Here is a 22,864-nt window from a genome sequence, read left to right on the forward strand (position 1 = left end):
CCTCAGCCCTTCAGGCTGTCGATGAAGTCCGGGTTCTCCTCCAGCCAGGCCTCGATGGCCGCTTCCTCCTCGCCGGATCCGAACTCGTTGACGACCATGTCCTCGAGCGAACCGTAGGCGTCGTCGTCCAGCGAGAAGTTGCCGAACATCTCGGCGACCTCGGGGAACTCCTCGCTGAAGCCCGCGGTCGCGATGGCGTTCAGCGTCTCGGCCTCGCCCAGAGCGCCCTCGGGGTCCTCCAGGTCCTTGACCGCGAACTCGCTGTTGGCCCAGAACGGCCGCCACAGGGTGACCACGACGTCGCGCTCCTCCTCGATGGCGTTGCCGAGCTCGGTCAGCATGGCCGTGGTCGAGGACTCCACGAGGGTGTAGTCACCGTCCAGCTCGTAGGTCGGCATGACGTCTTCCTTGGTCACGCGCGTCAGACCGGCCCCGGGCTCGATGCCGATGATCTGGCCGCCGAACATGTCCGCGTTGCCGGTCAGGTCGGCGATCGAGCTGATGTCGGTGTACTCCGGGACGGCGAAGGTCAGCTTGGCACCCTCGTAGTAGGCACCGAGGTCCTCCAGGTTCTCGCCGTACTCGTCCATGTAGGCCGAGTGGGTCACCTGGGGCCAGGCCGAGGGGTAGATGTCGATGTCGCCCTCGGCCACACCGGTGTAGAGCGGGGCGGCCTCGGGGATCTCCTGGATGGTCACCGTGTAGCCCTCGCTCTCGAGGACGTTCTTCCACAGGTAGGCCGTGCTCAGGCCGTCGGTCCAGGAGGGGATGATCCCCAGGGTGATCTCACCGCCAGCGCCACCGCCGGCGCCGTCGTCACCGTCGGTGCTGTCGCCGCCCTCGGCGCCGTTGTCGCCGCCCTCGGCGCCGTTGTCGCCGCCGTCGTCGCCGCCGTCATCGTCGGAGCCGCAGGCCGCGGCGGTCAGCACGAGGGCAAGTGCCCCCACGACCGCGCCGCTCCGTCTGATCATCGAATTGCGCTTCATCGTGCTCTTCCTCTCCTTCGTGCCCTCCCCGGCGCGTTCGCCGGGAACGTTGGGGTGCTCGCGGACCGGTGGCCCGCAGGGTGATGTCGCCGTCTCAGGTGGCCCCCTTCATGGCCGACGAGGCCCGACCACGACTGGTCTCCAACTCGATCTCCACCTCCTCGGCAGCCTCGGCCCCCTTGCCCGGCTTCCGGCGGCGCAGGCGGCCGAGCGCACCCCCGCCGACCGAGGCGGTGACGCGGTCCAGGTAGATGGCCAGCGCCACCACGGACAGACCCGCCTCGAAGCCGAGCCCGATGTTGAGCGTGGAGATGGCCGAGATCACCTGGGCGCCCAGGCCGGGCGCGCCGACCAGGCCCGCGATGACGGCCATCGACAGCGCCAGCATGATGACCTGGTTGACCCCGGCCATGATCGTGGGCATCGCCAGCGGGAACTGGATGCCGCGCAGGATCTGTCGTGGGGTCCCGCCGAACGCGTGGCCGGCCTCCACCACCTCGGCGTCCACCTGCCGGATCCCGAGCTCGGTCAGACGCACCCCGGGTGGCAGGGCGAAGATGATCGTGGCCACCATGCCGGCGGGGACGCCGATGCTGAACAACGTCACCACGGGCACCAACCACACGAACCCGGGCATGGTCTGCATCAGGTCCATCACGGGTCGGATGAACCTGCTGAACCGGTCCCAGCGGGCCGCGGCGATGCCCAGGGGGATGCCGATGACCAGCGCGATCAGGGTGGCGATCAGCACCAGCGAGAGCGTCAGCATGGCGTTGTCCCACTGGTTCATCCCGACCACGGCGGCCAGCCCGATCAACGAGCCGAGCGCGAGCTTCCAGTCCTTGGCGAGCCACGCGAGGAGCGCGAGGGCGACCACCACCACGAGGGCCGGCGGCGCGGACAGGGCGTCGGCCAGGCCCTCCACGGAGGTCTCGATGAGGTCGGCGATGGTGCGGAAGAACTCACGGAAGTTGGCCTTGACCCAGTCGAACCCGGCGTCGATCCAGTCGCCCACGGGCAGCCGCGGGATCCCCGGCTGGACCCAGTCCACGGTCGGCAGCACGCTCATCGCACCAGTCCCTCCGCCTCGGGCTGTTGATCGGGTCTGCTCGCGGCGTCATGGCCCCCGACACTGCCCAGGGCGCTGAGCAGGGTGACGCGCGGGATGACCCCGATCAGGCGGCCCTCCTCCACCACTGCCAGGGCGGTGGGGCTCTCGGCGGACGCTCCGAACAGGTCGGCGACGGCCACGTCGGGGCCGACGCTCGCGACCTGCTGCAGCACACCCGCGAGGTCGTCCCCCTGCTGGTCGACGGCACGCGGCGACGTCGATCTCGGTCACGACGCCGCGCAGCGTCCGGTCTCGGTCCACCACCATGAGCGCGCTGAGCTGGTGCTCCCGCATCAGCCGGTGCGCCGCCCGCGGTCCCTGCTCGGACCCGAGCACCGCCACCGGGGGCTCCATCACCGAGGAGGCGGTGAGGACGCGGGTCCGGTCGACGTCCTGGACGAACTGCGCGACATAGTCGTTGGCCGGGTCGTTCAGGATCTGCTCGGCCGTGCCGACCTGCTCGATGCGACCATCGCGCATCATCGCGATCCGGTCGCCCAGCCGCATCGCCTCGTTGAGGTCGTGGGTGATGAACAGGATGGTCTTGTCCAGCTTGTGCTGCAGCTCGATGAGCTGGTCCTGCATCTCCCGGCGGATCAGCGGGTCCAGGGCGCTGAACGCCTCGTCCATCAGCATCACGTCGGTGCCCGCGGCCAGGGCGCGGGCCAGGCCGACCCGCTGCCGCATCCCGCCGGACAGTTCGCCGGGCAACGAGCCGCCCCAACCCCCGAGCCCGACCATGGACAGCGCCTCGCTCGGCCTTGGCCTCCCGCTCCGAACGGTTCATGCCCGCGCAGCGCCAGGCCGTATGCGGCGTTCTCCCCCACGGTGCGGTGCGGCAACAGGGCGAAGTGCTGGAACACCATGCTGACCTTGTCGCGGCGCAGCGCCCGCAGGCCCTTGGCATCCAACCCGCCCACGTCGCGCCCGCCGACCTCGATGGTCCCGTCGGTGGGGAGCAACAGCCCGTTGACCATCCGGATGAGGGTGGACTTGCCGGACCCGGACAGGCCCATGACCACGAAGATCTCCCGCTCCGACACGTCGAAGGAGGCGTCGATCACCGCCGCGGTGATGCCCTCCTCACGCAGTTCGTCGCGGTCCGTCCCCTGCCGCAACCGCTCCACCGCCCGCTCCGGGCGGCGTCCGAAGACCTTGAACACGTGATCGGCCCTGATGACTGGCACCGTCGTGAGCTCCCGTCGTTTCGGCGCGACCGTTCGTCGCACCTCGTACGGCGGCGCACCCCGCAACCGGCACACTGCACGGTTTGCGGACCGGGACACGGACCCGGTCCTACCGGGGGCGGAGGAACGCGCCGATCACACAACGTACCAATCCCGTTCTTGCTCAGGGAGCGCTTGCGGGTCGCAACTCGGTAACGTTCTCGTCACCTTTGCGGCGCCGTCGGCGCACCGCCGGGGGCGCCGGACGTGCGTGCGGCCTCGTCCAGCGCCGCCAGTGCGGTGGCGATCGTCGGTTGTCGGCTGCTGCCCCGGCGCACCCCCGTGCGGATGTATCGCGCCGGTGTCGGGTCGCCCCGCAGCGGCACCCGGGTGATCCGGTAGCCACCGGGCAGCCGCGCCAGCCGGGGGATCAGGGCCACCCCCAGGCCGGCGTCCACCAGGGCCGCGCCCGTGTCCCACTCCGCTGCCTCGTGTGCGACATACGGAGAGAACCCGGCCGCCGCGCAGGCGGACTGGACCAACTCGTGCAGCGGACGTCCGGGACGGTCCAGGATCCAGGACTCCCCCGCCGCGTCCCCGAGCAGCACCGAGGCCCGCCCGGCGAGCGGGTGGTCCTCCGGCACGAGGAGGTCCAGGGGATCCTCCAGCAGCGCGGCCTGGTCGAACCGTGGGTCCGAGGCCGGCGGCAGACCCGGTGTCGCGACCACGACGGCGACGTCGGCCTGATCCGCCAGGAGCAGGTCGAAGCAGTCCGCGGGGTCCGCCTCGATGATGCGGACCGTGCACAGCGGATGAGTGGCGCGCACCTGGGCCGCGACGCGGGGCAGCAGCGCGGCCGCCGCGGTGGAGAACCCGCACAGCCGCAGCGTCACCACCCTCTCGGGACCCTGCTCGGCCAGCTCCGCCCGGATCTCCTCCCAGCGGGCGTAGAGCTCGTCGCTGCGCTCCAGCAGGATGCGGGCCGCAGCCGTCAGCCGGACCCCACGACCGACCGGCTCCAGGAGCGGCACCCCGAGGTCCCGGGACAGGGTGCGCAGCTGGTGTGACACCGCGGACGGTGTGTAGCTGAGGGCGCGGGCGGCGGCGGTCACCGTGCCCCGTTCGGCCACCAACCGCAGCACCTGGATCCGCTCGTCGATCATGCAACATGATTGCACGGTCATGTGTATGAACTGTTGATTCTCTTCAGGAGAGCGCGGGGTCACACTGGGTGACATGGGTCTGCACGATCCCCTCCTGCAGCCGTTCGCGCTGAAGGGCCTGACGTTGCGCAACCGCATCGTCAGCACCTCCCACGAGCCTGCCTACTCCGAGGAGGGCATGCCCAAGGAGCGGTACCGCGCCTACCACGTGGAGAAGGCCCGTGGCGGCGTGGGACTCACCATGATCGGCGGCTCGGCCGTGGTGTCACCGGACAGCCCGCCCGCCTTCGGCAACCTGCTGCTGCACCGCGACGAGGTCGTGCCCTGGCTGCGCCAGTTGAGTGACGCGGTCCACGAGCACGGCGCGGCCGTGATGTCCCAGGTCACCCACCTGGGGCGCAGGACGAGCAACTTTGCCGGGGACTGGCTGCCCCTCGTCTCGGCGTCACCGGTGCGCGAGCCGGCCCACCGCTCCTTCCCCAAGGAGGCAGAGGAGTGGGACCTGGACCGCATCGTGCGCGACTACGCCGACGCGGCCGCCCGCTGTGCCGCCGGCGGCCTGGACGGCATCGAGCTGCAGCACTGGGGACATCTGATGGATGCCTTCCTCTCCCCTGCCACCAACCAGCGCGCCGACCGCTACGGCGGCACCCTCGAGCAGCGGATGACCTTCCCCCGACGGGTGATCCGGGCGGTCCGCGAGGCCGTCGGCGAGGACTTCATCGTCGGGATCAGGATGTCGATGGAGGAGGACCAGCCCGACGGGCTGGAGCTGCACCGAGACTCTGGAGGCGGTGCGCCGCTACACCGACGACGGAGTCGACTTCCTCAACGTCACCCGGGGGACGATCGAGCGGGACGTCACCCTGGCCCGCGGCATCCCTGCGATGGGCACGCCCTCGGCCCCGTTCCTGGAGTTCGCCGGCCAGGTGCGCCGGGCTGTCGACATCCCCGTGATGCACGCCGCCCGGATCGCCGATGTCGCCACCGCGCGCCACGCGATCCGCAGCGGTCTCCTCGATCTGGTCGGGATGACCCGGGCCCAGTTGGCCGACCCCTACCTCGCGGCCAAGGTGCAGGCCGGGGAGGAGGACCGGATCCGTCCCTGCGTCGGGGCCAACTACTGCCTGGACGCCATCTATGAGTCCGGCGACGCCAAGTGTCTCCACAACCCCGCGACCGGGCGGGAACTCACCATGCCCCACCGCATCTCCCCCAGCGCGGGCCGCGCCCGACGCACCGTCATCATCGGCGCCGGCCCCGCCGGCCTCGAGGCCGCCCGGGTGCTGGGCGAGCGGGGCCACCGGGTCCTGGTGTTGGAGGCGGCAGACGCCCCGGGAGGGCAGGTCCGGCTCGCCTCCTCCGCACCCCGGCGTCGCGACCTGATCGGGATCGTCGACTGGCGGATGGCCGAGGCCAAGCACGCCGGGGTGGAGTTCCGGTTCGGCGCCTACGCCGAGCGCGACCAGGTGCTGGCGCAGGAGCCCGACCTCGTGATCGTCGCGACCGGCGGCCTCCCGAACCGCACCTTCCTGGCCGAGGGCCAGGCCCTGGTGTCCGACAGCTGGGACGTGATGGACGGCAGCGTCCGCGCCACCGGTGACGTGCTGGTCTACGACGACAACGGGGCCGAGCCCGGCATGGACGCGGCCGAGAAGCTCGCCCTCGCCGGCGCCCGGGTGCACTACGTGACGCCAGAGCGTGCCCTGGCTCCCCTGGTCGGCAGCATGAACTCCCCGGCCTACCTGCGCACCTTCGCCCGCCACGATGTCGAGGTCACGCTCGCCCAGCGGCTCACCGGCGTGCGGCGCGAAGCGGGGGCCCTCGTGGCCACGCTCTACAGCGAGTATGCCGAGGCGACCGTGGAGCGGGTGGTGGACCGGGTGGTCGTCGAGCACGGCACCCTGCCCAACGACGAGCTGTACCGCGACCTGGTGACCGACTCGACCAACCTCGGTGAGGTCGACCACGCCGCGCTGCTGGCGGGTCAGCCACAGACGGTCCACACCAACCCCGCGGGTAGCTTCCAGCTCTTCCGGATCGGTGACGCCGTCACCAGCCGCAACATCCACGCCGCCGTCTACGACGCCCTGCGGCTGTGCCACACCGCCTGATCGAGGAGGACCATGACCGCCGTGACCGCCCGGGCGACCGCCGGGACCACCGCCCCACCCGCGCACCCGACGGCCGTGACGGGTGCGACCCCGCAGGACCCCGTCGCCCTCCTGGCCCGGCGACGTCCCGGCCACGCGCTCGAGGGGGACTTCTACACCAGCCCGGACCTCTTCGCCCTCGACGTGGAGGCGGTCTTCGCCCGGCACTGGATCTTCGTGGCGACCGAGGCTGAGGTGCCCGAGCCCGGGGACTACGTCACCGTGGACCTGGGGCGCTACTCGGTGATCGTCCTGCGGGACGACGACGGTCAGGTGCGGGCGCTGCACAACGTCTGCCGGCACCGCGGCTCCCGGGTCCTCCACGAAGCGAGGGGGTCGGTGGGCAACCTGGTCTGCGGCTACCACCAGTGGACCTACGGCACGGACGGCCGACTGCTGCACGCCGGCGATCAGCCACCAGGGTTCGACAAGGCCTGTTTCGGGCTGAAGCAGGTCGTCGTCCGCACGATGGAGGGGTTGGTGCTGATCTGCCTCTCCCCCACTCCCCCGGACGACATCGACGATGTCGTCCGCCGGGTCGGCCCCTACCTCGCGCCGCACCGGTTGGCCGAGACCAAGGTCGCGGCCCAGATCGACCTGGTCGAGCACGGCAACTGGAAGCTGGTCATGGAGAACAACCGGGAGTGTTACCACTGCGAGGCCGGCCATCCCGAGTTGACCTGCACCTTCTTCCCCACCTACGGCTACGCACTGGAGGACATCCCGCCCCGGCTGATGCCGGCGCACGCCCGCTATCTCGCCGCGGAGGCGCATCTCGAGCGTGCCTGCACCGAGCGGGGTATGCCGTTCGCGGCCATCGAGGAGATCTCCGGACGACCCACCGCATTCCGGGTGCAGCGCGAGGCGCTGGACGGGGCCGGGGAGTCCTACACCCGGGACGGCAGTGCCGCCTCCGCGCGGTTGCTCGCCGACCTCGACACCCCGCGTCTGGGCCGACTCAGCCTGCACCTGCAACCCAATTCGTGGTTTCACTTCCTGGCGGACCACGTCGTGACCTTCACGGCGCTGCCGCTCGCGGCCGACCGCACCCTGGTCCGGACCACGTGGCATGTCCACCAGGACGCGGTCGAGGGTGTCGACTACGACCTCGACACCCTCACCGAGGTCTGGCGGATGACCAACGAACAGGACGGCGCCTTCGTGGCCCGCACCCAGGCCGGGGTGAGCAGCCCCGCCTACGAGCCGGGTCCTTACTCGGCCAACGAGTATCAGGTCGATGCGCTCGTGACCTGGTACCTCGAGCGGCTGCAGGAGCACCTGGCATGACCGAGGTGCTCGCGCCCGGCACCGCGCTGGCCACCCAGGAGTGGGTCGAGGAGCTGGACGGCACGCTCACCTGCGTGGCGATTACCGACGTCACGCACGATGTCCGCAGCTTCACCTTCGCGCTGCCCGGCGGGGCCGGGCTGCTCTTCCGGCCGGGGCAGTACCTGACGATCCGGGTGCCGGCGCACGGGGACGAGGTGGAGCGTTGCTACACGATCTCGTCCTCACCGGCCGAGCCGACCAGCCCGACCATCACCGTCAAGCGCGTCCCGGGCGGGCCGGTGTCGAACTGGCTGCACGACCACCTTCGGGTCGGCGACACGATCCAGGCCAGCGGGCCGCTCGGGGTCTTCACCACGGCTGAGCACCCGGCCGCGAAGTACCTCTTCCTGTCCGCGGGCAGCGGGATCACCCCGCTGATGTCGATGACCCGCGACCTGCGGGACCGCGGGGCCGGCGCCGACGTCGTGTTCGTGCACTGTGCGCGGAGCCCGCGGGACATCATCTTCCGCGACGAACTCAAGCAGCTGGCTACCTCGGGACTGGCGGCGGTGAGCATCCTGTGTGAGGAGGACTCCCCCGCAGAGGCGTGGACAGGACCACGCGGGCGGTTGACCCTGCCGGCACTGTTTGCTGCGGCCCCCGATCTCCTCGAGCGCGAGATCTTCATCTGCGGTCCTCCTCCGTTCATGGCGGCCGTCCGCGAGCACCTCGCCCTGGTGGCGGCCGACCCGGCACGGTGCCACGAGGAGTCCTTCCTCCTCGGCACCCCCGGGGCGCCCGCAGCGGGCACGCCGGGCGACCCCGGCGCGGACGTGGGCACCACCTACCGGATCGACTTCCTGAAGAGCGGGCGCTCCATCGAGTGCGACGACCGCACCACGGTGCTGGCCGCGGCGGCCAGGGCCGGGTTGACCCTTCCCTCGTCGTGCGCCGAGGGCGTGTGCGGGACCTGCAAGTGCCCCCTGATCAGTGGCCGGGTCGACATGCAGCACGCCGGTGGCATCCGAGCGCGTGAGGTCAATGAGGGCAAGATCCTGCTCTGCTGCTCGACCCCACAGGAGGACCTCCAGATCGACGCCTGAGCGTCGCGCCCCCGGGCCTCGGCTCAGCATCTCCGCGCACTACTGTGGGGGGCGACCACCCACCCCGCCGGCACCTGCCCGGCATACGGAAGGAACCTGCGTGCAGATCCGCGGTGCTGTCCTGGAGGAGATCGGCCGCGGGCGCCCCTACGCGTCCAGCGTCCCCCTGACCGTGTCCGACCTGGAGTTGGACCCGCCGGGACCCGGTGAGCTGCTCGTGCGGATTGAGGCAGCGGGCGTCTGCCACTCCGACCTCTCCGTCGTCGACGGCAACCGGCCCCGCCCGGTGCCGATGCTGTTGGGCCATGAATCCGCCGGGATCGTCGAGCAAGTCGGCGAAGGCGGCTCCGACCTCGCCCCGGGGCAGCGGGTCATCATGACGTTCCTGCCGCGGTGCGGGGAGTGTGCCGGCTGCGGCACCGGCGGACGGTTGCCGTGCGTGCCGGGCACCGCCTCCAACACCGCCGGGGAACTGCTCGGTGGCGGCCGGCGCCTCCAGCGTGACGGCACCCCGGTGCACCACCACATGGGTGTCTCCGGGTTCGCCTCGTATGCCGTGGTGGACCGGCGCTCGGTGGTGCCCGTGGGCAGCGACGTCCCGGCCCAGGTCGCCGCGGTCATGGGGTGTGCCGTGCTCACCGGGGGCGGCGCGCTGATCAACGCCGCGCCACCCGAGCCGGGGCAGACCGTGCTGGTCGTGGGGCTGGGCGGCGTCGGGATGGCCGCGCTGCTGACCGGACTCGGCCTAGACGACTGCACCGTGATCGGTGTCGACGCCGTCCCTGCCAAGCTGGACGCGGCGCGGCGCCTCGGCGCCGCGGACGCGCTGACCCCTCAAGAGGTGGTCGACAGCGGGGTCAAGGGTGACGTCGTGATCGAGGCCGTCGGGCACGCGCGGGCCTTCGAGTCGGCCGTGGCCGCGACCGCCGCGGGCGGCACCACCGTCACCGTCGGCCTACCGGCCCCCGGCGCGCTGGCCGAGATCTCCCCGCTGGGCCTTGTCGCCGAGGGACGCACGATCCGGGGCAGCTACCTGGGCTCGGCGGTCCCGGAACGCGACATCCCTGTCTTCGTCGACATGTGGCGGGAGGGCCGGCTGCCGGTGGAGCACCTGGTCTCCGACACGATCGGCCTGGACGACATCAACGGGGCGATGGACCACCTGGCCGACGGGGAGGCCATCCGGCAGATCATCGAGTTCCCGGGCTGACACCCAGCCCTGGTGCTTCCCGGGAGCGTCAGAGGTTGCAGTCGAGCGCCGGGGCGGGGAAGCCGTCGGGCAGGTCCGCAGCGCCCTGCGCGCTGAGCGCCGCGTCCAGGTCTGCCGACAGGTCCCGGTCGAGCCCGAGGGTGTAGGCGGCCATCGAGATCGACCCTGCCGCGTGCCCGTCGACCAGCAGGTCCATCGGCTGGTTGTCGGCAAGGCCCGCGACATAGAGCAGGGGCAGGTAGTGGTCCGGGGTCGGGACCGCAGCGTCGAAGTCGGCGTGCCGGTCCAGGGCCGCAACCCGCGTCGGGTCGTCGCTCTGCAGGACGTCCCGCGCCACCTCGTCGAAGCGCAATGCCCAGTCGTATCCGGCATCCGGCTTGCTGAAGTCGACCGCACGCAGGTTGTGCACGATGTTGCCGCTGCCCACGATGAGGACACCCTCGTCACGCAGCGGGGCTAGTTTGCGGCCGAGCTCAAGGTGGTGGTCCATGTCCTTGAAGGCGTTCAGCGAGAGTTGCACCACCGGGATCGAGGCGTCCGGGAAGGCGTGCAGCAGGACCGACCAGGTGCCGTGGTCGATCCCCCAGGAGTCGATGTCCTGGCCGACCCACGTCGGTTTCACCACGTCGGCGACCAGGTCGGCAACATCCGGGGCCCCCGGCGCCGGGTACTGCACGTCGAAGAGTTCCTGCGGGAAGCCGTAGAAGTCATGGATGGTCCGGGGCCGCGGCATGGAGGTCACCGCGGTGGCATTGGTGTACCAGTGCGCCGAGATCACCAGGATCGCCTTGGGCCGCGGCACCGACTGACCAAACAACCGCCACGCCTCCGTGTAGCGGTTTCGCTCCAGGGCGTTCATAGGGTTGCCGTGACCGAGGAAAGCAGCCGGCATCGTGCTCATGGCACTGACCCTAGGGCACCGGCTCGTTGCACGCACGGCCTCGTGGCACTCACGGTCGCCTCTGCAACAGTCGGGTCTGGCACGAATCTGGCACGCCGCTCCGAGAACGACGAAGCCCCCGGCCTGCGTGTACAGGGCAGGGGCTGTCTTGTGTTGGTGGGCGATACTGGGTTTGAAACTGGTTCACGTACTCAATCTTGAGATCCCCTGACCAGTCCTGATAGCGTTCTGACCTGCGAAAACAAGCGGAGGCTGGGAGGTCAGATGGGGACAGTCATGGTCACAGATGCACCGTCGTTCTGGCACGTATCTGGCACGAATCTGGCACGACCCTCAGATCCGGCCCGCTCCCGGGAGTCCCTCCCGTGACGAACACGGCACCACGCGCCGGCGGCGGCAATGCCCGCGGCAGGAGGGCGGGCTTCGGCTCTGTGCGCAGGCTGCCTTCTGATCGAGTTCAGGCTCGTTACACCGGTGTCCATGGCCGTGGCAAAGTCCCCACTGGTGGCCAGGTGAGGTCCCCGCTGGTGGCCAAGTAAAAGTGAGGTACAGGTTGGTCCCGTCGGCCAGCGGCAGGTAGGTGATGTCCCCGACGTAGCGCTCGTTGGGCGCGCTCGGCGGTGAAGTCCCGCTTGAGCAGGTCGGGGTACTTCTGCCCCGACGGCTCGGGGATCGTGGTCCGCACCCGACGCTTCTTCACGTAGCCACGGATGCCCGTCAAGCCGCATCACCCGCGCGACCCGCTTGTGGTTCACCCGCTCGCCTGGCAGGCGCGCTGTCGTTGAGCTCGGCGGTGATCCGCGGCGCCCCCTGGGTGTTGTCCCCGGCATGCACCGCCCGGATCCGCGTCGCGCAGCTCGGCATCGGCCCGAGCCCGCTCGGCTCGCGTGCCGGGGCTGCCGGCCAGCCAGGCGTAGTAGGAGGAGCGCTCGATCTCGACCAGCTCGCACAGTCGCTTCACCTCGAAGGTGGCGGAGTTGTCGGCGACGAACTGGAAGCGACTCACCAGCGCGTCTCCCCGGCGAAATACTTGGCCGCCCGCTGGAGGATCTCCCGCCCCCACCCCTTGCTCGTGTCATCCATGAGTTGAGCCCCTGAGCGGTGACGGTGGCGGTGTCTAGCCAAGTCACCGATCACCGCCCAGGGAGCTTCCAAGCGGCGGTGGTCCGGCTTTGTCCATACGGCCCAGGTACCACCTCGGCCACACATGCTCCTCAGTAACAGCCGGTCGCGCGAGACAGATCGGGCATACCATGCTTGCTCCTATTGGGCATGTCTGCGGCCTGGAGGCAGGCGCTGGGCGGCTCACCGTCCACGTGGACGGTTCCTCACCATACCGAGGGCCTTACGGGATCTTCAGTCCCTGGGTAGTCGGGCGGGGGAGACGCGAAGGGCCGGTGAGGGGGTGCAGTAATCCACGCCTCGGGCGCCGAGGGGTAACTGATTGCCGCCCCGGGGGCGCCCGCCTGCTGGGCGTCCGATGGCGCCGCGTGGAGGACGGAAGCACTCGTCGCACGCACCGGCGGCTGTGCGAAGGCATCCGCTCTTGCCGCCTGGAGCGTGGCCACTCTAGTGCTGCCGGCCCGGTGTAGGCCTCGCGTTAATCTAGGGTCGGTGAGCGATGTGGCCGCCTTCCAGGAGAAGCTCTTCCTCCCTGCCCCACTCCAGTGGGCTGTCCGCCTTGGCGCGGTCGTGGTGGCCGGGCTCGTCGTCTACGCTGCCGTGACCGAACCCATGTCGGCGCTGAATCGAACGGTCGGGCTCGTCATAGGGCTGGGCGTCACGAGCCTGATCCTGGTGATCCACGGAGTGGTCGAGGTCACGGCTGCGGAATTGCGACTGCGTCTCTTTCCCGTGTGGCGCAAGAGGGTCAGCCTGCGAGAAATCTCCACACTGCAACGGGTCGAAGTGAACCCTTTAGCACAGATGGGCGTCCTTGGAGTGGGCCAGATCGATGGCGCCACTGTCCTGGCCCTGCGCAAGGGAAACGCGGTGCAGCTGACCATGCGCAACGGCCACAAGTACACGGTGGGGCTGCAGCGGCCCGAGGGACTGCTGTCGGCCGTTCGGGCGGTGCGGCCCGACCTCTAGCTAGACGCGAATCGCCACAACCCCCGGTGTCACCTGACCCTCGGATCGGAATCGAACGCGGGATCATCCCGTGGCCGATGCAGTGGCTGAGCAACGTCCGGTCATGCCGCGACGAGGGCGTCCGCTTCCGCGAGGTCAGGGTTTTAGCTGCAGTTGCTCCGGCGCCGCCGGCAGAAGGCTCACGGCCATGCGTGAGGAGGTGAACGCAAGCAGGGTCTCAGTGGTATCGAGCGCGAACCCGTCCATCCCGTCCCAGTCGAGGCTGTACACAAAGCGTGGCGGACGGTCGCTTTCCGGTGGCTGAGTGTGCGCCATGGGATGAGGGCGATATTGAACGTCTGCGAACGCCACCGCGACGACAGGGGTATCCCGAGCAGCGCTTGGGATCCATTCCGGGTCGAAAGCGAAGTAGAGCGTCAGGTCCGTCGCTGATGGCCGCTCGAACCCGAGGTAGTCGGTGTCATGGAGGTAGACCCGTACGCCGTGGTCGGTGAGGAACTCATACGGGGTGACCTCCTCAACGCTTCTTCCGGGGAAGCTTGATACGCCGACGAATCGAGTGACGGGTCGCTCCATGCAGGCATGCTCCCAGACCACCCGTGGGCTGCTCACGCTCATGCCGAACCGCGCTCGGTCAATCGGCGGCGACCTTGCTGGTCGAAGTAGGCCCGGCCCTCGGTGTTGTTGCGCAGCTGCACGGTCGCGGCGATGTGCAGCACGTGGTTCATCCGCCGGTTCCCCGCCGGGAGAGGCGGTGTCGGATCTGCTGTCCGGAGGAGGCGTCCAACGGCGCTGTCCCAGTCCAGGACGCGAACCGCGCCCGTGTGGGGAAGCGGGCGACGTCGCCGGTGTCGGCCAGGATCCGGGCCGCGCCGGCTGGGCCGACTCCATGGATGTCCATCAGGTGCGACCCGCGGGCCAGGACCGCGGCCTTCAGCTCGGCCTTGAGCGCCTTGAGCTTGGCGTCGACGGCGACCAGGTCAGCCAGCTCCTCGACCGCCATCCGCCGCCGCGTCCGCCCGGCCACGTCACGAGGGCGGATCCCGGCCAGCATCTTCTTGGCCTGCAACGCCGACAGGTCCCGCTTCCGCTTGCCCGGGATCAACTCACCGAGCAGCCGTTGCAGCCGGTTGACCGTCTGCACGCGCAGGCGGGACAGCTCGTCCCTGCGGTCCGCGAGCATCCGCAGCGCCTCGAGCTCACCGTCGCGGTGCACCACCCGCAACCCCGGGGTGCGCACGGCGACGACAGCGATGGAGTGGGCGTCCAGGGCGTCGGTCTTACGGTTGTGCCCGGTGTCGAACAACCGGACCCGGGCGGCCAGCTTGGCAGGCACGTCGACGACGCGTTTGCCGTCCTCCACCAGGCGCTGGGCCAACGGGCGCCCGGTGCCGTTGGCGCCCTCGACCGCCCAGAGACGGTGGCGGAAGGTGCGCACGTAGGACCGCATCGCGGTGTACCCGCGCTGGTCGGTGTCGAACCGGCCGGTCGCGACCAGCCGTTCCTGACGGTCCACGACCTCGATCGTCGCGGACAGCTTGTGGGGGTCGACCCCGATGATGACCTCTGCCATGCTCATCGCCCCCAACAGGCGCCTCGAACCGATATAAGGAACGGCGAGGTGGGCAGTGCTACTACGAGCAGGGCAATCCCCTCTTGAGCCACGCCTCGTCAGGCGGTGCCCGACGAGGCACAGTCCAAGAGAGAGCCACACCCCCATACAGGGTGGGCAGCCGCGATAGGGAGCGTCCCGCCGGGCACCTAGACCGAGTCTGGCCCGACCCGATCATGACGCCAAGTCTCCTAGTAGCCGCGGTGCGGCAGGCGACTGGCACCCTTCAGACTTCCCCGATCTGGGCAACAACGTCGCGGTTCTGGGGGCACACCCAGACGGCTGCGTCGTTGACAGCGGCTGCCTGCAGCGGGTGGGCGTTTGGGTGAGCAGGGCAGCGCGGCCAGTTCGTTGCCCCGGCGCGCCACAACTGATCCTCGATCGCCCACTGCTGGACCTGGTCCGCCATGTCCGCGATTCGTTCAGATGGTGTCTCGGAGAGCAGCACCGAGACGCCGGAGCCGCTGCCGTCGATGCTCCACAACATGGCCGAGGTGGTTTCGGAGTCACCAGTCCAGTCGCGATCCTCGATCCTCGGTTCGTCCAGGCCGCCGCGCTTGAGGTCGCGCAGGATCGGCTCGAGCGCCTGTCGAAGAACCGCATCCACAGGCATATGGTGCCATCGGGGCAGTCGCGGAGGACGTCCGGATTTGCCGCATGGAGATTGCGTCCTGTCGTGCCACTCACAGCGTGAACCAGCTTCGCAGGGACACGAAGGCGCTTAAGGCTGCGTTCGGAGTTGAATACTGCGGCGGACTCAGGGGCAGGTGTTGCCCTGGGGGAGCCGCGCGAAGATCCAGTCCATCTGCTGGGTGGAGGCGATGATCTGGTCATCCTCGCCGCCAAGTGGATAGAGGGTGAGCTCTTCACCGTTCTCCACGTCCCAGGGCGCCTCCCGGTCGGCCAGCCGCCAGACGGCTCCGCCGAGTGGGCCGAGGGTGGGAACTTCGCACCCTGGGTCGTCGCGGTAGACGTACCGCACCGCTTCGTCACTGTGCAGCGCATCGCCGTCCGTGACGAGCGGGGGCTGGGCAGGTATGACCAGCGTCGGGTCTAGGTGCAGCTGCTCGTCGGTGGCGGTGCTTCCGGGCGCGGACAGGTCGACGTCGACGACGGTGCGCTCCTCCGCGGTGCCGGGATAGGGATCGCGAGCCTCGAGCTGCACTCGGAAAAAGGCCCTTCGGGCAGCAGCTGCCGCTGCACCGCCACGATGAAGGTGTGCGGGTTGGCGTCAGCCGGGCAGCCGTACACCGCGTTGGGGACCACCAGGTCCGCGTGCAGCAGGTCGCCCTCGACAATCACGCCATCCATCCGTACCGGGCACCCGCTCCCGTAGACCGCACCGAACCACACGGCGATCTCGCTTTCCCACTCGACGGTCGAGGGCTCGCCCTGGAGACCGGCCTGCGCCCACAACTGGTCCAGCTGAGCATCCGTCGTAGCCACCCCCGAGCGGTAGGCCTCGCCCGTCTCGTCCTCCCCGAGCAGACGCCAGCCCTCACCAGCGAGCGGCTGATCCCTTTCCTTAGGTGCAGCATTAGCGGGGATGCCCTCGATGCAAAGGGGACGCCCGACGAACTGGGCCAGGACCTCCTCGGCTTCTGGCGTGATCACGCCGAGGCCGATCTCGGCCACGCCATGGTGCGGCATCAGCGCGCTCCCGCCCGAGCGCACGCCGGCCTGGTCCAGGGCCGCAGTGACCTCGGTGACGAGCGACTGCAGCTCGCCGACCGTCCAGGGCACCTCCACGACCACCGATCCCCTCACCGGGCCAGCGCTCGGCGATCTGCTCAGACATGGCCTCGACGCCGGCGTCCTTGATCCAGACCGTCACCCACCCGTTGCGTTCCCGGTCCAGCCCGAGCTCGACAAATCCAGGTTGCGCGGCCGCCCACTCGTGAACGTCCTGGACCAGCTCGTCTGCGTTGCCGTAGACCGGTTCGTCCCGGTAGAGCGACTCGTCGGCCCGAAACTGGGGCACGTCGGCGCACGCCGGGAAGCCGGCAATGCCCTCCGTCGTGGCGGCGGGGGTTCCGTCTGACACCCCTGGCCCTGCCCCCATCTGCGTCCCACAGGCGCCCACCAGCAACATCCCCGACAGAAGCGCCCCAGCCCCCACCTGACCAGGTGTTCGCCACCCACGTCGTGCTGACCATGTCCGTCGCACCCGGCACCTCCCTGTGGAGTCCAGTGTGCTGCGCGGAGCCGCCCCGTGGGTCACGCCCAGGTCACGTTCTGCGTACGCGGCTGAACGGCCTGTCCGGGTGGCGCGCCGCCTGATGAGAGGCGAGAGGCTTGAAGTCACCACCAGTGATCCCGAAGCAGGGACCACTGACCCCCCGCGGGGCGCGACTATGACAAGGGCTGGGTCCACAGGCCCGCAACGACGCACCCGTCGAAATCACCGGCGCGTAGCCCAGCGACAAGCATCCGGTCATGCCGCTGTGGTCGCGTAGCGTCCGACCATGCCGCTGTGAACGCGTAGCGTCCGACCATGCCGCTGTGAACGCAAGGCACGCACCTCCTGCGCGACTTGTCTTCTTTCGGCAGGTGACCCGGCCACCGGGACCGGATCACGCAAGACGGTTCGTAGCGCAGTTCCTACGCATAGGATCTTGGGCGATCATCCATCAACCCCGTAGGAGCCATAGTGGCGCAGCAGGTACACACCATCCTCGTCTCAGATCTCACCGGTCAGGAGCTCGGCGACGACGGTCAGACCGTCAGGTTCGGCTTTCTTGGCGCTGAATTCGAGATCGACCTCTCGCAGCAGGAGGCGGACGAGTTCGCCAACAGCATGCAGAAGTACACCGACGCCGCACGACGTGTCGGTGGCCGTCGCCAGTCAGGGGCCGCCCAAAGCAGCGCCTCGACCGACCGCGAGCAGCTTCGCAAGATCCGCGAGTGGGCCAGGAAGAACGGCTACAAGGTGTCGAGCCGCGGCCGAATCTCCCAGGAAGTCCAGGACGCGTACCACGCGGCCAACTGACCCGGCTTCATGACAGCCCCGGTGGCACGGCCACCCGGGGCGGTCGCGGCTCGGACACAGTGCACCACACGAGGGCTGATCTGGCATCGACTCAAATTCTGCGATGCCGGCGCGCCCGGGACATGACCGGATGCGCGACAGCGAACGGCGGGCCAGCCGGCGGTCCCTGCGCAGGACTCGGCCTTCTACAGGCGCCCTGGGTGTAGCAGTGCGTGTTGGAGCCCTTGTGGACCGCCTCGGGACGTCTGAGCCGGGATGAAAGCCCAACTCCCGCTGGGATGGGTCGCGGACAGTCATCGAGCTCGGCGCCTCACCGGCGCCAGCCACCGATCCATCTGGCACGTATCTGGCACGGTCCAGAAAGGAGAAGGGCCTCTGAGCAACGTTTCCGCTGCTCAGAGGCCCTTACATGCGGGTGGGCGATACTGGGTTTGAACCAGTGACCTCTTCCGTGTCAAGGAAGCGCGCTACCACTGCGCCAATCGCCCGGGCGTGCCGGTGTGGTGTCCAGCTGCGAGGTGGAGACGGGATTTGAACCCGTGTAGACGGCTTTGCAGGCCGTTGCCTCGCCTCTCGGCCACTCCACCGCGAGGCATCAGGTGATGCTGCCTCAGAGCGGACGACCGGTCTCGAACCGGCGACCTCAACCTTGGCAAGGTTGCGCTCTACCAACTGAGCTACGTCCGCGTCTGCCCCTCAGGTCTCCCCCTGGGGCGTCACGGAACTTTATCCGAAGGGTGGCCGCTGCCCCAAATCCGGGGTGTCGGGCCCCGTCCACCGCCGCCCGCACGCGTCATTCCGGCTCGTGCCGGTCCACCCGGGTGAGCGTGTGCCGGGGCGCTGGCGGGTCGTCGGCCGAGCGCCGCTGGTCCCACCACTCGTTGGCCCGGACGATGGGGCCGCGGTACTCCGGCGGCGGCCAGAGCCGGCGGATCGCGGCGTTGGTGGCGGCCCCGATGAGGATGGCCAGGGCGATGAGGTAGAACCAAATCAGGGCGATGATCGGGGCGGTGAGCGGCCCGAAGATCGTGGCGCCGCCAATCGCGACCACCGCCCAGGCCCGCAGGAGGGCCGAGGCCACCACGATGATGACGGCCGCCACCACTGCGCCCGGCACGTCCCGCACGAACGGGGACTTCTGCGGGGTGGCGAAGTGGTAGAGCGCCGTGAGCCCGACCAGGGCGGACACCCCGACCACCGGCCAGTAGGCCACGAGGACCGGCTCCACTTGGCTCGGCAGCCAACTGGAGAGCAGGTTGGGCCCGATCAGCACCAGCGGGAAGACGATCGAGCCGAACAGGATCGACCCGGCATACAGCGACAGGCTCAGCACCCGGGACCCGATGATGCCGCGGATGCCGGTCTGGCCGTACATGATCGAGATGGTGTCCATGAACACGTGCAGGGCCCGGGACCCGGACCACAGTGAGAGGACGAACCCGATGGACAACAGGTCGGCACGCCCGCCCTGCAGGGTGTCCTCGACGGTGGGCATGATCAGCTGCTCGACGACCTCGGGGGTCAGGAACCGCGTGGACCACTCCTCGATAGCATCCGTCACGTTCGACAGGGCGACCGCGCCGATCCACTCGGACATGAAGCCGACCCCCGCGATCAGACCCAGCAGCAGCGGAGGCATCGACAGCAACATAAAGAACGCCGCCTCGGCCGACAGCCCCGTCACCCGGTAGCGGAAGGCGATCCGCACCGTCTCGGCGACGAGCCGCACCAACGGGACCGCGCCCGGGATCGGTCGCAGGACACGGTAGGCAGCGCGGCGCACGTTCACCATGCGTCGGCACCCCCGCGTCCGGGCAGGTCAGCACGGTTCGGCACCCCCCTACGGTAGCCAGCCGACCGCACGGGTGCGGTGGAACGCGCGGGAGAGCGTCGGCATACGGGATGATGGGCCGTCGACACGGTGGTCGCACTCCCCTGCACAACCCGAGGAAAGAACCCTGTATGGACATTTGGCCCGGCAAGCCCTACCCGCTCGGCGCGACCTATGACGGCTCCGGCGACGAACTTCGCGCTGTTCTCCGAGGTCGCGACCGGCGTCGAGCTGTGCCTGTTCGACGACGACGGCGCGCGAGACGCGCGCATCGCGCTGACCGAGGTCGACGCGCCACGTGTGGCACGCGCTACCTGCCCGACTGTCAGGCCCGGCCAGCGCTACGGCTTCCGGGTGCACGGCCCCTACGACCCTGACCGCGGGCCACCGCTGCAACCCGGCCAAGCTGCTGCTGGACCCCTACGCCAAGGCGATCGACGGACAGATCGACGGCGACCCGTCGCTGTTCTCCTACCGACTTCGAGGACCGCCGACGCCGCGAGATCAACGAGGACGACTCGGCCGCCGCACACGATGACTCTCGGTCGTGGTCAACCCCGTTCTTCGACTGGGGGCACGACCGGCCGCCGCGGCACGACGTACGCACGACACGCGTCATCTACGAGGCCCACGTGCAAGGGGCTGACGATGACCGCACCCCGACATCCCCGACGCGATCGCGCGGCACCTACGCCGGCGCTGGGACACCCGGCGATGATCGAGCACCTCACGGACCTCGGCGTCACCGCCGTCGAGCTGATGCCGGTGCACCAGTTCGTCCAGGACCACCACCTGCATGGAGCAGCGGCCTGCGCAACTACTGGGGCTACAACACGATCGGCTTCCTCGCCCCGCACAACGCGTACGCCGCCAACGGCACGCCGGGGCCAGCAGGTGCACGGAGTTCAAGGCGCATGGTCAAGGCCCTGCACGAGGCCGACATCGAGGTGATCCTCGACGTGGTCTACAACCACACCGCCGAGGGCAACCACCTGGGCCCGACGCTGTCGTTCCGCGGGCATCGACAACGCCGCCTACTACCGGCTGGTGCGACGACGACCCGCGCGCACTACTTCGACACCACCGGCACCGGCAACTCGCCTGCTCATGCGCAGCCCGCACGTGCTGCAGCTGATCATGGACTCGCTGCGCTACTGGGTCACCGAGATGCACGTCGACGGGTTCCGCTTCGACCTCGCGGCGACGCTGGCCCGGCAGTTCCACGAGGTCGACCGGCTGTCGCGCGTTCTTCGACATCATCCAGCAGGACCCGGTGGTGTCCCAGGTCAAGCTGATCGCCGAGCCGTGGGACCTCGGCGACGGGCGGCTACCAGGTCGGCAGCTTCCCGCCGCTGTGGACCGAGTGGAACGGCCAGCTACCGCGACACCGTGCGCGACTTCTGGCGCGGCGACGCCCGCGACGCTCGGCGAGTTCGCCTCCCGCATCACCGGCTCCTCCGACCTGTACGAGCACGTCCGGGCGCACGGCCGATCGCCTCGATCAACTTCGTCACCGCCCACGACGGGTTCACGCTGCGCGACCTGGTCTCCTACAACGACAAGCACAACGAGGCCAACGGCGAGGGCGGCAGCGACGGCGAGAGCCACAACCGGTCGTGGAACTGCGGCGTCGGAGGGCCCGACCGACGACCCGCAGGTCAACGCGCTGCGCGCTGCGCCAGCAGACGCAACTTCCTGGCCACGCTGCTGCTGTCAGCCAGGGCGTGCCGATGCTCGCTGCACGGCGACGAGCTCGGCCGCACCCAGGGCGGCAACAACAACGCCTACTGCCAGGACAACGAGATCGCCTGGATGGACTGGGACCTGGACCCGTGGCAGAACGACCTGCTGGACTTCGCCACCCGCCTGATCGACCTGCGGCGCACCCACCCGGTGCTTCCGGCGCCGCCGGTTCTTCGCCGGGGACGCCGCGCACGGCGGTCAGAGCGAGCTCGGCGACATCGTCTGGTATGCGCCCCGTCGGGCTGGTGATGGACGAGGAGGCGTGGGCCAACGGCTACGCCCGCTCGCATCATGGTCTTCCTCAACGGCCAGGCGATCGCCGCGCCCGGACGCCAACGGGCGCCCGGTCGTCGACGACCACGTTCCTCCTGCTGTTCAACGCCCACCACGAGCCGGTCGAGTTCACCGTCCCCGACGGGATCGACGCCACCAGCTGGTCGGTGGTCGTGGACACCACCGGGCAGTGGGGCGAGGACGACCCGCCGTGGCTCACCGGGGCCACCCACGAGGTGCCGCCCCGCTCGGTCGTTGTGCTCACCGGCACCCCGCGGGAGGAGCTGTCCTGACCTGACCGCTCAGCTGTCGGCGAGCCGCTCCTGCTCCTGCGCCACGTCGAAGTCGGCCTCCGGCCAGGTCAGGTCCAGGGCCCGCAGGTGCTCCAGCAGGAGCTGCTGGACGGCCAATCGGGCATACCACTTGCGGTCGGCCGGAACGACGTAGAACGGCGCCTCCGGGGGCGAGCACTTGTCCAGAACCTCCTGGTAGGCGGCCTGGTAGTCCCCCCAGTGGCCCCGCTCGGTGACGTCACCGGGGTTGTACTTCCAGTACTTGTCCGGACGCTCGAGGCGCTCGGCCAGACGCTCCCCCTGCTCGTCCTTGGAGATGTGCAGCATCACCTTGATCAGGGTGGTGTCACCCTCGACCAGCTCACGCTCAAAGTCGTTGATAGTGCGGTAGCGGCGCTTCCACTGGGCGGGCGGCACCAGGTCGTGGACCGCGACGATGAGGACGTCCTCGTAGTGGGAGCGGTCGAACACCCCGATCTTGCCCGGCCCGGGCAGCGCCTTGCGGATCCGCCACAGGAACGGGTGGGCCAACTCCTCCTTCGTCGGGGCCTTGAACGCCGTCAGGTCCACCCCCTGCGGGTCGACCGAGCCGACCACGTGGCGCATGATGCCGCCCTTGCCGGCCGTGTCCATCCCCTGGATGACCAGCAGCACGTTCCGGGCGCTCCCGGCGGTGCCCTGGGCGTAGAGGCGCTCCTGCAGCCCGTCCAGCTCCTCGTCCGCCGCCAGCAGGGCGTCCACCCCCTCGCTCTTGCCTCCCCCGAACGCCGGGGTGCTGCGCGGGTCGAGGTCGGCCAGCACGAAGCCCTCGCCCACCCGCAAAGCGTCGCTGAACGGGGTGGCGGACGCCTGTCCGCCCTTCTTCGTCTTCTTCCCGGCCTTCTTCGACTTCTTCTCCGACTTCTTCGCCATGGGGCCATCGTGGCACCCGGACCCGCGCCGCGACAGGTCCCACTCCGGTGGGCCACCA

21 protein-coding genes, 3 tRNA genes and 2 pseudogenes are annotated in these 22,864 nt (G+C 69.6%); 10 read left to right on the forward strand and 16 right to left on the reverse strand.

Going from position 1 to position 22,864, the window contains the following annotated elements:
- Window positions 1–2: 2 nt before the first annotated feature.
- The 4 genes and pseudogenes from AC1QRC_RS13300 to AC1QRC_RS13315 all read right to left on the reverse strand — a co-directional run bounded on the left by AC1QRC_RS13300 (window position 3) and on the right by AC1QRC_RS13315 (window position 4,426).
- Complete coding sequence (locus tag AC1QRC_RS13300) at window positions 3–971, reverse strand: glycine betaine ABC transporter substrate-binding protein (protein WP_484203768.1); 969 nt, start codon at window positions 969–971, stop codon at window positions 3–5.
- 109 nt (window positions 972–1,080) lie between these two features.
- Complete coding sequence (locus tag AC1QRC_RS13305; RefSeq protein WP_484203769.1) at window positions 1,081–2,055, reverse strand: ABC transporter permease; 975 nt, start codon at window positions 2,053–2,055, stop codon at window positions 1,081–1,083.
- Window positions 2,052–3,284 (reverse strand): annotated as a pseudogene (locus AC1QRC_RS13310) (quaternary amine ABC transporter ATP-binding protein). The gene AC1QRC_RS13305 and the pseudogene AC1QRC_RS13310 overlap by 4 nt, the downstream one beginning before the upstream one ends.
- Before the next feature lie 203 nt (window positions 3,285–3,487).
- Window positions 3,488–4,426, reverse strand: a complete 939-nt coding sequence (locus AC1QRC_RS13315; protein ID WP_484203770.1) for a LysR family transcriptional regulator — start codon at window positions 4,424–4,426, stop codon at window positions 3,488–3,490.
- A 73-nt stretch (window positions 4,427–4,499) separates the two neighbouring features.
- Here AC1QRC_RS13315 and AC1QRC_RS13320 point away from each other — a divergent pair, with 73 nt between their 5' ends.
- The 5 genes from AC1QRC_RS13320 (at window position 4,500) to AC1QRC_RS13340 (ending at window position 10,161) form a co-directional block, all read left to right on the forward strand.
- Entirely contained in the window at window positions 4,500–5,570 is a 1,071-nt protein-coding gene (locus tag AC1QRC_RS13320) for an oxidoreductase (protein WP_484203771.1), read from the forward strand.
- Between the two features lie 52 nt (window positions 5,571–5,622).
- Window positions 5,623–6,540, forward strand: a complete 918-nt coding sequence (locus AC1QRC_RS13325) for an FAD-dependent oxidoreductase (RefSeq protein ID WP_484206644.1) — start codon at window positions 5,623–5,625, stop codon at window positions 6,538–6,540.
- A 12-nt stretch (window positions 6,541–6,552) separates the two neighbouring features.
- Entirely contained in the window at window positions 6,553–7,866 is a 1,314-nt protein-coding gene (locus AC1QRC_RS13330) for an aromatic ring-hydroxylating oxygenase subunit alpha (RefSeq protein ID WP_484203772.1), read from the forward strand.
- Window positions 7,863–8,951 carry an FAD-binding oxidoreductase gene (locus AC1QRC_RS13335; protein WP_484203773.1) on the forward strand — a complete coding sequence of 363 codons (1,089 nt, stop codon included), beginning with the start codon at window positions 7,863–7,865 and terminating at the stop codon, window positions 8,949–8,951. The genes AC1QRC_RS13330 and AC1QRC_RS13335 overlap by 4 nt, the downstream gene beginning before the upstream one ends.
- Before the next feature lie 100 nt (window positions 8,952–9,051).
- Window positions 9,052–10,161: an alcohol dehydrogenase catalytic domain-containing protein gene (locus AC1QRC_RS13340; RefSeq protein ID WP_484203774.1), complete on the forward strand. Its 1,110-nt coding sequence runs from the start codon at window positions 9,052–9,054 to the stop codon at window positions 10,159–10,161.
- A 28-nt stretch (window positions 10,162–10,189) separates the two neighbouring features.
- Here AC1QRC_RS13340 and ygiD read toward each other — a convergent pair whose 3' ends face one another.
- Window positions 10,190–11,062 (reverse strand): 4,5-DOPA-extradiol-dioxygenase, encoded by an 873-nt coding sequence (gene ygiD / locus AC1QRC_RS13345; protein WP_484203775.1) that lies wholly within the window; start codon window positions 11,060–11,062, stop codon window positions 10,190–10,192.
- A 543-nt stretch (window positions 11,063–11,605) separates the two neighbouring features.
- Window positions 11,606–12,121, reverse strand: a pseudogene (locus tag AC1QRC_RS13350) (IS3 family transposase); the annotation flags it as partial.
- A gap of 555 nt (window positions 12,122–12,676) precedes the next feature.
- On the opposite strand from AC1QRC_RS13350, the gene AC1QRC_RS13355 reads away from it, so the two are divergent.
- The gene (locus AC1QRC_RS13355; RefSeq protein WP_484203776.1) at window positions 12,677–13,153 is read left to right on the forward strand and encodes a hypothetical protein; all 477 of its coding nucleotides are present in this window, start codon (window positions 12,677–12,679) and stop codon (window positions 13,151–13,153) included.
- Between the two features lie 135 nt (window positions 13,154–13,288).
- On the opposite strand, the gene AC1QRC_RS13360 is transcribed toward AC1QRC_RS13355, so the two are convergent.
- The 5 genes from AC1QRC_RS13360 to AC1QRC_RS13380 all read right to left on the reverse strand — a co-directional run bounded on the left by AC1QRC_RS13360 (window position 13,289) and on the right by AC1QRC_RS13380 (window position 16,532).
- Window positions 13,289–13,729 carry a hypothetical protein gene (locus tag AC1QRC_RS13360; protein WP_484203777.1) on the reverse strand — a complete coding sequence of 147 codons (441 nt, stop codon included), beginning with the start codon at window positions 13,727–13,729 and terminating at the stop codon, window positions 13,289–13,291.
- Window positions 13,730–13,877: 148 nt separating this feature from the next.
- Window positions 13,878–14,732, reverse strand: a complete 855-nt coding sequence (locus AC1QRC_RS13365) for an IS110 family RNA-guided transposase (RefSeq protein ID WP_484203778.1) — start codon at window positions 14,730–14,732, stop codon at window positions 13,878–13,880.
- Window positions 14,733–14,991: 259 nt separating this feature from the next.
- Window positions 14,992–15,372: a hypothetical protein gene (locus AC1QRC_RS13370; protein ID WP_484203779.1), complete on the reverse strand. Its 381-nt coding sequence runs from the start codon at window positions 15,370–15,372 to the stop codon at window positions 14,992–14,994.
- A gap of 150 nt (window positions 15,373–15,522) precedes the next feature.
- A complete protein-coding gene (locus AC1QRC_RS13375) occupies window positions 15,523–15,747 on the reverse strand; it encodes a hypothetical protein (RefSeq protein ID WP_484203780.1) in 225 nt (74 codons plus the stop codon).
- 71 nt (window positions 15,748–15,818) lie between these two features.
- The gene (locus AC1QRC_RS13380) at window positions 15,819–16,532 is read right to left on the reverse strand and encodes a hypothetical protein (RefSeq protein WP_484203781.1); all 714 of its coding nucleotides are present in this window, start codon (window positions 16,530–16,532) and stop codon (window positions 15,819–15,821) included.
- A gap of 883 nt (window positions 16,533–17,415) precedes the next feature.
- Between AC1QRC_RS13380 and AC1QRC_RS13385 the strand changes: the two genes are divergently transcribed.
- Window positions 17,416–17,754, forward strand: a complete 339-nt coding sequence (locus tag AC1QRC_RS13385; protein WP_484203782.1) for a histone-like nucleoid-structuring protein Lsr2 — start codon at window positions 17,416–17,418, stop codon at window positions 17,752–17,754.
- Window positions 17,755–18,170: 416 nt separating this feature from the next.
- Here AC1QRC_RS13385 and AC1QRC_RS13390 read toward each other — a convergent pair.
- The 4 genes from AC1QRC_RS13390 to AC1QRC_RS13405 form a co-directional block, all read right to left on the reverse strand.
- Window positions 18,171–18,242 (reverse strand) — tRNA-Val (locus AC1QRC_RS13390).
- A 28-nt stretch (window positions 18,243–18,270) separates the two neighbouring features.
- Window positions 18,271–18,341 (reverse strand) — tRNA-Cys (locus AC1QRC_RS13395).
- 27 nt (window positions 18,342–18,368) lie between these two features.
- Window positions 18,369–18,441, reverse strand: a tRNA-Gly gene (locus AC1QRC_RS13400).
- A gap of 106 nt (window positions 18,442–18,547) precedes the next feature.
- A complete protein-coding gene (locus AC1QRC_RS13405) occupies window positions 18,548–19,546 on the reverse strand; it encodes a YihY/virulence factor BrkB family protein (RefSeq protein ID WP_484203783.1) in 999 nt (332 codons plus the stop codon).
- 213 nt (window positions 19,547–19,759) lie between these two features.
- Here AC1QRC_RS13405 and AC1QRC_RS13410 point away from each other — a divergent pair, with 213 nt between their 5' ends.
- From AC1QRC_RS13410 to AC1QRC_RS13420, 3 genes are all read left to right on the forward strand, one after another.
- The gene (locus tag AC1QRC_RS13410; protein ID WP_484203784.1) at window positions 19,760–20,536 is read left to right on the forward strand and encodes a hypothetical protein; all 777 of its coding nucleotides are present in this window, start codon (window positions 19,760–19,762) and stop codon (window positions 20,534–20,536) included.
- Between the two features lie 156 nt (window positions 20,537–20,692).
- The gene (locus AC1QRC_RS13415) at window positions 20,693–21,577 is read left to right on the forward strand and encodes a hypothetical protein (protein ID WP_484203785.1); all 885 of its coding nucleotides are present in this window, start codon (window positions 20,693–20,695) and stop codon (window positions 21,575–21,577) included.
- Window positions 21,556–21,894 carry a hypothetical protein gene (locus tag AC1QRC_RS13420; RefSeq protein ID WP_484203786.1) on the forward strand — a complete coding sequence of 113 codons (339 nt, stop codon included), beginning with the start codon at window positions 21,556–21,558 and terminating at the stop codon, window positions 21,892–21,894. Before AC1QRC_RS13415 ends, AC1QRC_RS13420 begins: the two co-directional genes overlap by 22 nt.
- Window positions 21,895–21,903: 9 nt before the next feature.
- On the opposite strand, the gene AC1QRC_RS13425 is transcribed toward AC1QRC_RS13420, so the two are convergent.
- Window positions 21,904–22,806: a polyphosphate kinase 2 family protein gene (locus tag AC1QRC_RS13425; RefSeq protein WP_484203787.1), complete on the reverse strand. Its 903-nt coding sequence runs from the start codon at window positions 22,804–22,806 to the stop codon at window positions 21,904–21,906.
- Window positions 22,807–22,864: the final 58 nt, after the last annotated feature.

This window comes from Ornithinicoccus sp., assembly GCF_057176825.1.